The 12,853-nt window shown below is 66.9% G+C and carries 13 protein-coding genes; all 13 read right to left on the bottom strand.

All coding sequences use genetic code 11. The features are described from left to right. Positions 1-16 precede the first annotated feature (16 nt). On the bottom strand, positions 17-3,367 hold the full coding sequence (locus BMY74_RS34790; RefSeq protein WP_089923073.1) for a hypothetical protein: 3,351 nt from the start codon (positions 3,365-3,367) through the stop codon (positions 17-19). Between the two features lie 7 nt (positions 3,368-3,374). After that, complete coding sequence (locus BMY74_RS34795; protein WP_089923076.1) at positions 3,375-5,675, bottom strand: phage tail tape measure protein; 2,301 nt, start codon at positions 5,673-5,675, stop codon at positions 3,375-3,377. 110 nt (positions 5,676-5,785) lie between these two features. Beyond that, positions 5,786-6,223 (bottom strand): hypothetical protein, encoded by a 438-nt coding sequence (locus BMY74_RS34800; protein ID WP_089923078.1) that lies wholly within the window; start codon positions 6,221-6,223, stop codon positions 5,786-5,788. Positions 6,224-6,225: 2 nt separating this feature from the next. Further along, positions 6,226-6,702 carry a hypothetical protein gene (locus BMY74_RS34805; RefSeq protein WP_218159841.1) on the bottom strand — a complete coding sequence of 159 codons (477 nt, stop codon included), beginning with the start codon at positions 6,700-6,702 and terminating at the stop codon, positions 6,226-6,228. Positions 6,703-6,713: 11 nt separating this feature from the next. Next, positions 6,714-7,115 carry a phage tail tube protein gene (locus tag BMY74_RS34810; RefSeq protein ID WP_245786533.1) on the bottom strand — a complete coding sequence of 134 codons (402 nt, stop codon included), beginning with the start codon at positions 7,113-7,115 and terminating at the stop codon, positions 6,714-6,716. A gap of 81 nt (positions 7,116-7,196) precedes the next feature. Next, positions 7,197-7,871 (bottom strand): hypothetical protein, encoded by a 675-nt coding sequence (locus tag BMY74_RS34815; RefSeq protein WP_245786523.1) that lies wholly within the window; start codon positions 7,869-7,871, stop codon positions 7,197-7,199. A 63-nt stretch (positions 7,872-7,934) separates the two neighbouring features. Continuing rightward, positions 7,935-8,345: a hypothetical protein gene (locus BMY74_RS34820; protein ID WP_245786524.1), complete on the bottom strand. Its 411-nt coding sequence runs from the start codon at positions 8,343-8,345 to the stop codon at positions 7,935-7,937. Positions 8,346-8,359: 14 nt separating this feature from the next. Then, positions 8,360-8,956, bottom strand: a complete 597-nt coding sequence (locus BMY74_RS34825) for a phage head-tail connector protein (RefSeq protein ID WP_089923085.1) — start codon at positions 8,954-8,956, stop codon at positions 8,360-8,362. Further along, positions 8,956-9,144, bottom strand: coding sequence for a hypothetical protein (locus BMY74_RS44425; protein ID WP_143091817.1), 189 nt, complete (start codon positions 9,142-9,144; stop codon positions 8,956-8,958). The genes BMY74_RS34825 and BMY74_RS44425 overlap by 1 nt, the downstream gene beginning before the upstream one ends. After that, positions 9,141-9,341: a hypothetical protein gene (locus tag BMY74_RS34830; protein ID WP_089923087.1), complete on the bottom strand. Its 201-nt coding sequence runs from the start codon at positions 9,339-9,341 to the stop codon at positions 9,141-9,143. The genes BMY74_RS44425 and BMY74_RS34830 overlap by 4 nt, the downstream gene beginning before the upstream one ends. A gap of 68 nt (positions 9,342-9,409) precedes the next feature. Next, the gene (locus BMY74_RS34835) at positions 9,410-10,798 is read right to left on the bottom strand and encodes a hypothetical protein (RefSeq protein ID WP_089923090.1); all 1,389 of its coding nucleotides are present in this window, start codon (positions 10,796-10,798) and stop codon (positions 9,410-9,412) included. A gap of 134 nt (positions 10,799-10,932) precedes the next feature. Then, complete coding sequence (locus BMY74_RS34840) at positions 10,933-11,745, bottom strand: HK97 family phage prohead protease (protein WP_218159842.1); 813 nt, start codon at positions 11,743-11,745, stop codon at positions 10,933-10,935. Next, positions 11,742-12,815: a phage portal protein gene (locus BMY74_RS34845; RefSeq protein ID WP_218159843.1), complete on the bottom strand. Its 1,074-nt coding sequence runs from the start codon at positions 12,813-12,815 to the stop codon at positions 11,742-11,744. The genes BMY74_RS34840 and BMY74_RS34845 overlap by 4 nt, the downstream gene beginning before the upstream one ends. Between the last annotated feature and the right edge of the window lie 38 nt (positions 12,816-12,853).

Genomic DNA, 12,853 nt, shown 5'->3' on the forward strand with positions numbered 1-12,853 from the left:
TGCCTTACCTCCTCCCCTACAGGGCGATGACGGCGCCGGGGTGCGTGTGCACCTCAGTGCCGGCCGCGTGTGCCTTGGTGAACCCGTTGACGCTGCGGGTCAGCGTGAATTGCTGCACGGTGCGCAAGCCGATCACCGCGCCCCGGCTGATCGCCGCCGCGCCGCCAGTGACGACGAACGACCCGGCAGGGTTGGTGATCGGTCGGTCGGGGTCGACGACGAGGAAGTCCCAGACGATGCCCTGGTCGTTGCCGAGCGTGCTGAATGGCTCGCCGAGCTCGGTGTAGCCGCCGATTGTGGCGACGCTGGTCCAATCGTCCTGCTTCCAGCCCAGCACAATCATGAGCGTGGCCACGGACGGCATCGCCACCTGAGCAGCCGGGTAAGCGATGTTCTGCGCCGAGCCGTTGAGCTGGGTGACGCCGGGTACCGCGATCTGCAGGCTGGTGTTGGTGAACGCGGCCAGCTGCGCCGAGCACGTCGACCCCGCGACGCTCGCAGTGAACGTCACCTGTGGCGCGACCTCCCCCGCCTCGGCGTACTTGCCCATCAGCCGCATGTTGGAGGCGTCGAGCAGAAGCGAGTAGCCCGCTGGGATGTTGGGCTCCAGGCTGCCTGAGGCGCGACCAGCGGCGAACAACAGCAGCAACTGGCCGGCGGCGAGACCGGCCGGCAGGCCGGGCGTCACGGGCGCATTGTCGGCATGCGCCGCCGTGCCGACCGAGACAAGCGCAGGTGTCGCGCTGCCGATCGCCGTGGCGGTGACCCGCTCGCCCCCGATAGCCAGAGGGATTGGCATCTGCGCCGGGGCAGTCGTCCACTTCTCCCGCTGCGACACCACCCACGCTGACGTCACACCCGCACCCAGTGCGCGGTCCAGGGTGGACGACGACGAATCAAGCTTGCCAAGGACGGTGTCGTCGAGCTTCACCACGTTGTACGGCGCAGCAGGCGAGCAGTTGAACGTGATGTCGTGCTCGACGTCTCCCACGACGTGCCCGATCGACTCGGTCCAGCCGCGGGTGATCTGCTCGATGTCGTCGTAGACGTGGATGCGGGTGTTGTTGACCATCACCACGCGGTCGTCCAGTCCCACCGACAGCAGCGAGCCGTGCAGCTGGTAGCTCGAGGCGATGGTGGGGTGGTGGAGCCTGACCGAGATCCGCGGGTAGCGGCCCCGGCGCTGGGTGCCCTCGTTGACCGCCGCGCCGGCGAGCTGCGGCAGCTGCGCGTCGTGCTCGACGTCGAACTCGTCGCTGCTGTCGTAGCGGCCGATACCACCCTGTTGCGGCGGCAGCACGCTCATCGGCCCGGTCTCGCGGATCACCCGGTACGACGAGCCGCCGGCGCGCTTGGCCACGAAGTCGTTCACGGTGAGCTGGTCGTCCGGGGCCTGCTCCGGCGCGTTGCTCACCTGGCCAGCCGACAGGTTCAGCGTCGCCACCGCCGCGGCGTTGTAGAGCGAGGCGCGCGAACGGAACACGAGCTCGTTGTGCCCGCGTGCCTCGCCCAGCGTGCCTCGTTCGGCCTTCGCGCAGCTTTGCAGCAGCCCGAGGAATGTACCGATGCCCTGCGGTCCCATGCGCTGGGTGTTGTCCGGGTTGCCCACATAGGACAACGGCTGCGCCTCCTCGGCAGCCAGTCGGATCGCACGACGACCAGCGGTCTCGCCAGTGTGCGCAGCGAGCTCGTCATCAAGCGTGAACAGGCTCGTGAGCTCGCTCTCCAGCGACACGTGGCCGATCACCACGTCGGTCATCGCCTGCTGCGGGCAGATCTGCACCTGAAGGCATCGGTCAACCAGGACGCCTGCGAGCGTGCCGCTGGTGAACCCGCCCACCGTGGACCCGACCTCCAGCACCGACATCCGCCAATCGACGTCGGCACCGTTCTGGTCGAGCTCGACGCTGACCCGCAACAGCTTGCCGTTGACGTTGAACCCGACCGTGCCGGTGTCGAGGATCGGCGTCCCGCTCGGGTTGTAGGCCTTGAGCTTCAGCCCACCGCCGGTCATGTAGACGAGCTCCCATAGCGACGCGGTGCCCCCGATGCCCATGCGGGCGATGATCCGGTCATCGACCGAACCAGAGGCCGGAACGCGCATCAGGAAACGCAACTGCACCACGCCGGTGCCCTCGTAGGCGGGCACGTCGCCGAACCAGGCGCTGCCGTTCATCTCCGGCAACGGCTGCGAGCACACGAAGTCGTCATTGGTGGCGAAGCGCGGTGAGCCGTAGACGACCATCGACGGGCCGCCCAGTGCTGAGGCGATTGACGTTGACCCGTTGCTGTCCTCGCACGGCCAGTACGCCTGCAGTGACGACCGCGCCGCGGTGGTGATGCCTCGATACAGCGGGGACTTCAGCTGTGGCTGCCCCTGTCCCAGGCGCCGTAGTAGACCCGAGGCGTCGACTTCCACCGTGGCGTCGTTGCCTGACAGGTCCCATCGTGGCGACCACGCCGAGATCTCGCCAGCGAATCGCATCGACCTCATCAGGAAGTTGTCGATCGTGAACACGATCGGCAATGGGTTGGTGTTCGCCGACGCCACGCCGTTGCGGACACCCACCGCGCCGGCGGTGACGATCCGTTCGTCGTGCACGGTGATCGTCCAGTCGTAGGGCTCCGGGCTCGCCGCCGCCCACACCTTGGCGCGCAGCGTGTTGCCCTCGGCTTGCGCACGCACGCGCAGCGTCTGCCCGCTGTGCGTCAGGCCTGCGACGGTGACCGGGGTGGCGAGTTGGCCGGCGCTGGAGTGCCGCCAGGTCACCGTGACCTGCTCGGCGGCGGTGACCACCACCCGACACAGATAGTGCTCATCGGTGACCGGGTTCTGACGCACGATGAGGTTGCCTGGCTCGAGGTCACCGCCGAGCACATTGGACACCGGCAGGGTCACGTCGCACTGGACATCGACGTCGCGGATGAGCGTCGAGGTCTTCAACACGGCCTGCCGGTTCCCGGACACGGTCGGCTGCGACATCGTGCACACGCCACCGCCCACGGCCCAGTTGGCATTGGCCACCGTCCCGCCGGAGCCCGTCAGCACCCACGTCTGACCACTGTCGGTGTTGCCCATACCGGCCGCCACGGTGCGGCTGAACGTGTCGCGCACAAGCAGCACGGCGACCCGCTGCGGGGTGTTGCGTCCGATCAGCCCGTAGTACTGGCCCAGCGGGTTGTCCAGGACGTAGCGGCCGTCCGGGTCGACCAGCGTCAGCGAGCAGTTCGACGGTGCGACCTGCCCGCCCTCGTTGGACCGGCCACCGGTGATCGTGACCTTCGTGGCCAGCTTGACATCGTCGGTGTTGTCGACCCAGCCCAGCCCATCCAGGTAGATCTCACTCGTCACACCCAGTGCGGTCATCGGGCCGTCACCTCCCCAATACCGTCTGCACGTCGCCGCCATTCACCCGGACGTACTTCCGCAGAAGCTCCACCAGGAAGTCGTCCATGCGGGAGCCGCTGGATTCGATGCGCAGCACGACCTGTCCTCCGCCGCCACCAGCACCCACAGGCGCCAGCGGTGCCGGGCCCACCGTTCCCATCTCGCCTTGGAGACCTTCGCGTGTGGAGCTCGCCAACTGGCGGGCTGCCGACACGGCGACTTCGGCACGGGACGTGATGCCCTCACCGAGAGCCGATGCGATGGACTGCCCGGAGTAGGTCACCCAGCCCTTACCGGAGAACGGGCCCTCCTTGGCTGGGCTGAAGGGGAACAGGTTGCGCACTTCCTGCAGCGCGCCCGAGACCTTGTTCTTGACGGTCTGCACCATCGACATGAATCCGTTCACCAGCCCGCGCAGCAGCGAGGCTCCGGATTCGTAGAGCATCGAGCCCAGGTTGCCGAGCGCCGAAAGGATCATGCCTGGGATGCTGCGGGCCTTTTCGACCAGCTCGCCGATCTTCGCTCCGGCAGCGGAGACCAGGCCACCGAACCACGCGGCGGCACGGCCGGGCAGCGAGCCCAGCCACGCTACGGCGTCCAGCACCCAGTTGACCCCAGCGCGGACGGCGGCGACGATCTGGTCCCAGTACGTGACCACGAGCGCGATGATGATCCCGAGCGGCCCTAGAACGATGCTGATCAACAGCTGCCAGTTGTCGCGCACGAACGAGACCACCCAGTCGATCGCTGCCGACACGGCGTCAGACACCCACTGCCAGGCCGCCTTCGTCGCTGCGACGATCTCGTCCCAGTAGACGACGATCAGCGTCACCAGGCCGATCACGGCGGCGATGACCCAGCCGACCGGGCCCATCGCGATGACCCAGGCCAGCGCCATGCGGCCAGCCTGAAGAAGGCTCTGGGTGCCGAGGAGCACCCACTTGCCGATCATCATCAGAATCTGTCCTGAGTGGACGACCGCTGCCGCGATGGCGGAGGCGTTCGACACCGCCCAGGCCGCGACGGACTTGGCCGCGGTGACGGTCTGGGTGACGCCAAGGGCGATGAGGTGCGGGATGAACAGACCCGCGATCAGGCCTGCGACGATCGTGATGGGAACGCGGTTCTCGTTGAGCCACTGAGCGAACGAGGTCACCGCAGGGATGACCTTGCCGGTCAGGATGTCACCGGCCGCCGACAGTGCCGGGCCAAAGTTCGAGGCCAGGAAGGATGCGACGTCGCTGACGATCGGGAGAACCTTGCCGCCGACGATCTCCACGAAGGCCATCTGGACCTGGTTCATGAACGACTGGATGTTGGTGGAGGCGTTGTTGTTCAACGTCTCGCCTAGCCTGCTGACGCTGCCACTCACGTCGCCGAGGCCGCTGCCCACGTTGGCCATGTTCGCCAGGAACGCGGGGATCTCGCCGACGTTCAGGTCCTCCAGCGGGGTACCGAACAGCGCGATCGCCGTGTTGGCCTGAGTCGCAGGGTCCTTGATGGACGTCAGCCCCTGCACGACCTTCTGGTAGGCACCCTGAGCCTTGTCGCCGCCGGCCAGGATGGCGTTCGCCATCTCGCCCGCGTTCAGTCCGAGGACCTTGTACGCCTCCTGGCTCTTGGTGCTCATGTCGGTGGCGCGTAGCGTGAACTCCTTGATCGCGTCACCGGTCTTGTCGATGCCGTACTTGCCCTTTGCGGAGGCGTTCACCAGCAGGCCGAAAGCCTGCTCGCCAGAGAAGCCGAGGGTGTGGAAGAACTGGCTGTACTCGTGAGCAGCCTCGCTCACGTCAGCCCGAAGAGCCGCGGGCACCTTCTGTGAAGCCGCGGTCATCAGGTCGAAGGCGTGAGTCGCGTCCTTCGCCAGGCCGGAACCGATCAACGTGCTCGCATTGGCCACCGACATCGAGACGTCCTCGTCGAACGCCGTGGCGAAGTTGATGGCCTTCGCCGTGACGTCTTCGAGGTCACTGGCGGAGCTGAGCCCCTTGATCGAGGACGCCACCGCCTGCACCGCGTTGGAGGTGTCCGCGAGGCTGGACCCGAGCGCGTCCTTGTACAGCGAGGCCGCGACGCCACCGGCCTCGGCAGCCCACGGCCCTCCGCCCAGCTGAGCGGAGAGCTTCGCGGTCACCTTCTCTTGGTCCAGCGCGCCGGCCACCGACGCGGTCAGCGCCGCGCCGATGCCGATACCTGCGGCGGCTGCGCCCGCCACCATCGAGTCGAAGCCACTGCCTGTCTTGTCCTTGGCCAGCAGGTTGAAGATCAGAGAGGTATCCGACGCCATGACGGCCTCCCCTCACTTGTTGCGCTTGCGGGCCTCGTCGATGTAGGCGCAGGCCTGTTCGAACTCGAGGACTGTCAGCTCGTTCTCCTGCTGGCGTGGCCCCAGGCCGGTCAGCTCGGCGATGGCAAGCCAGTAGCGTCCGAACTTGGCTTCGAGAGCGCTTTTCCCTCGGTGTCACCGGCGGGCGCTTCCTCGATCTCGGAGTCGAGCGCGCCGAGCATCTGCTCCCGGGTGGCCTCGTCCATGCCCTTGGCCTTCGCGACGCGGCTCTTCATCAGTTCCAGCTCACCGCGGGTCATCTCGACCTTGAGTTCAGAGGCCTCGAAGTCCAAGTCCTCATGGCGGAGGGTCGGGTGCGCACGCTTGAGCAGGTGCCACAACAGCACTCGCCGTGCCTTGATGGACCCGGACTGCACCGCGACCTTGAACTTGTCGTAGGTGTCGCCGAACCGCTTCTCGATCAGCTCACCCTCGACAGCGCGGACCTTGTCCGGGTTCCACTCCCATTCCTGCCTGTCTCCGCCGTCAGGCGTGTACGTGACGATCACAGCTACCCCACTCTCGATTTGATTCGCTTCGCGGTCTTCTCCATCGCCGCCAGCACCGCGTCTCGGTAGGCCGCACGACCACGTCTGATCGGGTCGTCGAACCAGTTCGGCTTGCCGAGCTGCGACACCCACCGCTCGACGTCGCCCCACAACGGGTGACGCCACCCCCTGCGCCGGTTGAGGCGCTTCGGTGCGTTGTCGAATCCGCGGATGTTGGGCGTCTTGCGGGTGCGCAGAGTCGCACCGGTCGCCTTGCCCGACATGCGGACTTGAATCGCCACCTTCTGGGCGACGGACTTGCGAAGAGACGGACCCGTGGACATGCCGGCAGAGGACATGCCCATGATCGAGGCCCGGACTGCTGTACGTGCTGGGCCAAGGGCCTCGCGCAGATCCCCTGCGAGGTCTTTCCTTAGCTGCTTGCCGTCCGACTCTTCACGCATCGCGCGGGCCAGAAGCCTCAGGGCTTCCTGGTCCACGCTGAACTCCATCACGCCTCAGCGCGGGTGACTGCGCCGCTGGTCGGGAACTCCACCTCGACCTCGGCCACGTCACCGACGCTGCCGCCGATGGGCTTCCACTCCTTGATGAGCACGCTGCCCGTGTACTTCGGGTTGTTCGCGGACACCGCGGCGTTGGACAGTCGCACCTCGAACGGGACGACCGTGCCGAACAGCGCCCACATGGTGTCGTCCAACGCGGAGTCGGCGACGTCCTGCTTGAAGCCGCACGACAGGGAACCGGACTTGAGTCCACCGAGGAGCTCGACCCAGCCGAGGGAGGCGAACGTGGTCACGTCCTTCTCCTCAACCTCGGTCGCCAGCTCGATCTTGCTCGTAGACGACGAGCGGTCCACACCGTTGAGCGACAGGTAGGACGCCGTCAGAACCATCTTGGGCACGGGGCCCTCCTTTTCAGACACGCCGAAGAGCCCGCACTCCAAGGCGGAGCCGGGTTGTCGGAAGGGGTTGGGTTACTTCACGCCGAAGGCGACGAGGAACAGGAAGCTGGGCGTGGTGCCGGAGATGGTCCAGCTCGCCCGGTACCAGGTGTCGGTGATCGGGCCCACGGCTCGCATGATCTGGCCGCCGCGGGCAGTCGCCGCGTTGAAGGTGATCCGCGTGACCGGCGAGGCGAATCCGGCGCTGTCATCAGAGCCGATCGTCACCGTCAGGGTGGGTGAGGAGGTGCCGGAGACCGACAGCACGTGAAGCGAGGCGTACAGGTACTGGCCGGCGGCAACTGCCGGCAGCTGCACGGCCGTGCCGTTGCCGGTGGCGGTGCGTGCCGTTCCGGGTGGGTGGCCGACCCTGCCGCGTGGCATCGCCCACGAGGAGGACGCTTCCGCCGTCCAGGGGGCGACGTCACCGACGCTGCCGCCGAGCTGGTAGTTGGCGGTGAGTGCGTTCGTCAGCCACGCCACGTCGTTGACGTTGGACCCGTTCGGGCACGCCGTCCACGGGCCGACTCCACCGAGACCCGACCACTGGGCGTTGTCCACCTTGGACGCGTCAGCGGCTTCCCACTGCCCTTCGCCGGAGATCTTCGTGGACGCGAGGCCCCCGATCATTTCCGACCAACCAGCCGAACCGAAGTTCGTGGTGTCCTTCTCCTCGACCTCGGCCGCGACCTCGAGCTTGTTGCTCACGCCCGTCAGGTCAGCGCCACCAGTGAAGAGGCGGACATCCTGCAAGATGAACTTGCCCACGGTTCAATCCCCCTCTCCGATGATGTGGATGTCGAGCTCAGCGCCGTAGAAGGTCACGCCGTTGTGCACATAGAGCCGGTATCCGGCCACACGCCTCACCCTCAGGTCGTCGCACGCCCCGCCGAGGGTGGGGTCTGAATGAAGGGCTGCCTTCAGGGACAGCGGGCCGTCTCCTGCCAGGTAGCCCTTGAGTAGCCGCTGCCCGGAGCGGTCGGATCCGTGGGCCACCAGCACCTGGCACCGCACGGTGAGTTCGTCCATGCCACGCCCGAACGCCCGGTCGAACTCGATCTCGACCTCGACGGGAAAGAAGCACGGTGGGGCGATGCTGTCCGGCACGTACTCGAAGCACCGCAGTTCAGGGATCGTGTTCGCGTTGTCTCGCAGGCCGACAAACACAGCCTCTACGTCCACCTGGCCCTCCTGTTCTAGGCAAAGCCTGGTTTGGCGTAGGGCTGAATGAGGGCCTCGACGTCCGGATCCACGCGAGACACCCGGATCCCTCCCCAGTCGGCAGAGCCCATGACGCCCTCGGGGGAGTCCTTGCGTGCGAACAACCGCGACGCCTGGATCAACGTCGCCTCGACGATCGCGTCCGGCACGGTCGGCCAGCCCCAGCGTGCGGTGACACGCAGGCGGGTGCGCGCACTGGAGATCGGCCAGTTCAGCAACAACAGGCCCTCAATCGGCCAACTGTCCGCCAACGCGTTGTCCGGGTACGTCTCGTAGTTCGAGGCGCTGATCGTCGTCCATGACGAGTCCCTGCCCACCTCGACGACGAGCCCTGTGGCGGAGCCGATGTCCGGCAACAGGAACAGGTCCCCGTCGTCGTGGCGCACCACCCGGTCACGCGGGTTGAACATCTTCGCCGTAGCGCTGGCGTCCAGGTCGAACCTGCGGCCACACCGGTTGTCGATGCCACGTGACGCCGCCGCCAACGCCCGGTTCAGCAGATCATCATCGTCGGTGTCAGTGATGCGTGGCCGATTCTTCAGCTGGATCAGCGTCGCGTAGTCCGCCGCCATCATGACTCCTTGCGGCGACGCTTCGGCGGCTCGACCGGCTCGAACAGCCGGCCTCGACCGTCCTGTGCCACGTGCTCATCGGCCGCGACGAGCTGCCCCGCGGTGTACTCGACACCCTCGAAGGTGAACGTCTCCTTGGCGCGCAGCATGTCCGCCATCGCCGTACCTCCTTCGTGGGTCTTCGTCATCGGGTCTGCTGCTTGGGCTGCGCCTTGGTGTTCTTCGGCGCGTTGCGCGGGTTGAAGTTGCGAAGCTTGAGCTGCTCGTCCACCTGCGACACCCGTTCGTCCAGGCCGCGGGCGACGTAGCCTTCTCGCTCACGCAACAGCGCAGCCACGAAGGGGTCTTCGGTCGCCGACGCCTCAGCGGTCTTGTCGTCCTGCATGGCGTTCTCCTTGGCGGTAAAGAGAAGGGGAGCCGTCCGCCAACGGCTCCCCTCCAGTCAGGAATGGATCAGAACGTCGGCGCGACCAGGCCGGTGCCGCCGACCTTGCCCATGCCGTTGGTGTAGCGACCGAACGTGTAGGCGAAGTAGCCGTAGACCACGAGCAGGACGCCGAGGTTCGCGGCCTTGACCTGCTCCGCCCGGATGTACAGCGGGGCGTTCGGGTCCTCCCACAGGTGGCACTCGTCCTTGGGGGTCACGTAGATCTCGTCCTCGTTGGTGCCCGCACCGAGGTTCGTGGCGATGTTGTTGTCAACGATCACCAGCATGCCGTTGGGGAGAACACCGCGGACGCCCTTGCCGTAGCCAGCACCGGTGTTGACGCCACCGGCCTGGGTCGGGATGGACGGCTGCGAGATGAACGGCCACGTGGACGACACCTGCGACTGCAGCCAGTTCCACCGACGCGAGTGCATCGTGACGTGGGTCGGCATGGCCTGCGCCAGGAGCGCCGCCTCCACGTTCGCGTTCGCGTTGAGGATCTTCGGGTACAGCTCGGCCGCAGTCGGCGACGCGTCGGTGTAGGCCACCGCCTGAGCGATCGCGGACAGACCGGTCGTCGCCTGCGTGATCAGGGTCGAGTCCAGCGTGGTGGCGTACCGCTTGAACAGGTCCTGCAGCGTGACGTCGTCGATGCCAGTACCGCGGTCGATCGCCTGCCGGGAGATCGTCTGCTGACCAGCAGCGGTCTGGACCGGGATCGACAGCGGGGTGTCGTCCATGTTGGTCTCGGACGCCGCGTCGTTCTGGTTGGCCTGCAGCGCCACCGAGGAGGCGGTGGTGATCCGGGAGATCTCCACCGTCATGCCCGACTCGGGCAGCTCGTGCGGGGTGCAAGCCTCGTCCGCGAACGGCCGAACCGCTGCGGTGGCCGGCGCGTACATGTCCGTCAGGTACTGGGGAACCGTGAGGCCGGTGAAGTTGCCCGTGCCGGTGGCGCGCTGCAAGTACTGGGCGCGCTCCACACGCTCCTCCGCCATGTGGCGGTCGAGCCGCTCCCGCGCCTCGTAGTCGCCGTTGGCGTGAGCGCGGGTGACGTCCCACAGGAACTTCTTGCCGTTGCGGTCCTGGTCGGGACGGTAGGTGCGAGCCTCCGCACCGACACGCGCCACCTGGTCGTAGGCCGGCGGACGAGCGGCACCAGGGGCGACCTCACGCTGGAGGCGGTCCGCAGCGTCGTCGCGGGCCTGCTCCTCTTCGAGGCTCTTGACGCGCTCCTGCATGGCGTCAAGCTCGCCGTCGAGCGCGTCCTTCGCGGCACGCAGCTCGGTCACCTTCGCCTCGTCGGGGGCGTCCTGTGCACGAAGCTCGTTGAGCTCCGTCGCCTTCTTGTTGCGCTCCGTCAGCTTCGTGGCCATCTGGCCCCGAATCTGCGCCATGAGCTGGGCGATCGTCATGATCGCTCCTCTCTCCCACGCTGGGCGGGGAATCGGGTTGGGTGATGGCCCTGCGGACAGCAGGCAGCGACGCTCAGGCCAGGCGCATGGCGCGGCGCGAACGTTGTGTGCGCGAAGTAGCAGGGGGTTGCGCGTCAGATGACGCGCAGTCGCGTGTCCTCATCGGTGATGAGCGACCGCGAAGCGGTAGGGGCCAGGCGGGCGCGGAGCGTCTCGAACGCCACACGGGCCTGGTCGTCGTCGAACTGGCGGACCAGGTCGAGCGGGTCTGCGGTGGCACGCAGCCCGGAACCCGTGGTGTGCGGGTTCGCTCCGTAGCCGACGATCGCCACGTCGCCGCGGTGAATGTCGACCTCTTCGATGTGGTACTCCATCCAGTCCGGAGACCAGGAGCCACGTGTGATGGAGAACTTGAACGACATCTCGTCGATCAGTCCACTGCGGAGCTTCGGCACGATGTAGTCGACGTCGCGGTCCTGCGGGTCGAGCTTCGGTGCGAGCACGTGCAAGCCGGTCTCGTCCTCGGCCAGCGTCAGCGAGCCGTTGGTGGTGCGGGCGATTCGGCGAAGGTCCTGGTGCTGCAACACGAGCGGCACGTCCAGGTCCGCACGGGCCAGGGTGGTGGCGAACGCACCGGGGCTGACCTTCTCGACGTACGGGCCGAACATGTCCCACATCTCGTAGGACGCGTCGGTGACCGACGCCCAGCCCTCGTAGGTGAGTAGGCCGCTTGTGTCGTCGGACGCTCGCACGTCCAGGCCGCGCACGCGGGAGGTCACTCGCGCCGGAGCGGTCGAGTCCTCCGCGTTGCGCCGCTGACGAGGACGGTCGGCCGGCGCACGGTAGCCACCCATGCCCTGCACCGGGTTCTTGGACTGGCGTTCCTGTGCGGCTGCTGGGTACATGTCGCGGCGCGACAGGCCAGCGAGCCAAGGTGCATCGGTCACGACGTCGCTCCTGACGCGGTAGTGGGCTGGGTTCGCGTCGGCCAGAACCGATCGAACTCGGCGAGTTGCTCTTCGGTGAACGGAAGGCGGTTGTCGATCGCACGCGCTTCGGACGGGGCGAGCAAGCGATCCTTGACCTGCTGGCCCAGCACCTTCGCCCGCGTCTCCGGGTCCATCCGCAAGATCGCGTCACTGTTGAGCTTCACGAACCGCGGCTTCGGCAGCAGGTCACTCAGCGCCATCTCGCGGCGGAACACCACCGGGCCCAAGTTCATGATGATGAACTGCAGGTTGCGCTGACTGATATTGGCGTAGGTGATGGCCTGGCCGGAGACCGCGGCTTCGATCAGGTCCGCCGGGCAACCGAAGAACCGTGCGATGTCAGTGATGCCGTACTGCAGCATCGACAGGAACGACTCGTCCGCAGTGTCCGCAGACAGGGCGTTGAGCTCCCAGTCCGAGCCGTGCACGAACACGTCACCGGCCGCGACAGTCGCCCTGTACTTCTGCTTGATCGCGTCCGATTCCCTGGGGTTCAGCGTCTTCGCCGTGTTCTTCAGCGACGCCGCGGGGATCGCTCCGCCCTGGAACCAGTCCAAGCTGAACTGCTGTGCGGACAGGTACTGCTGGATCGAGAAGGCCGCGTACTGCAACGGCGACATGCCCAGCGGGTTGCCGGAGTGCGGGTACTGCCGCTCATGCCAAATCTGGTACGGCTCGTACTTCTTGCCGCCGATCGTCCAACCAGTGATCTCGCTGCCGGTGCCCTTCACGGACACCGTGCTCAGGTCCTGCAGCTCAATGCGGGCCGGAAACCCGAGGCCGTCAAAGGCGGTGATGATGCCCACCGCGTTGCCGTGGCCGTCCAAGTCGTTCTGCGACATCCACAGCCACTCGTGCATCTTGACCTTCGCCCCGCCAGGTGCGAGGAGCACCGGAGGCTTGGCCACCTCTACCTGCAGATCACCCATCTTGCGGTAGGCGTCCACGGGCATCGTCGACAGCAGGTCGGCGCGCAACCGGCGGCACGCCCACACGGCGCTGTGCCTGCGCGCCATCTCGTCGTTCACCGCGACACCGCTGGTGCGCGTCGCGGTTCGGTCCGCAA

It is taken from the genome of Lentzea albida (assembly GCF_900111005.1).
Classification (GTDB): domain Bacteria; phylum Actinomycetota; class Actinomycetes; order Mycobacteriales; family Pseudonocardiaceae; genus Lentzea; species Lentzea albida.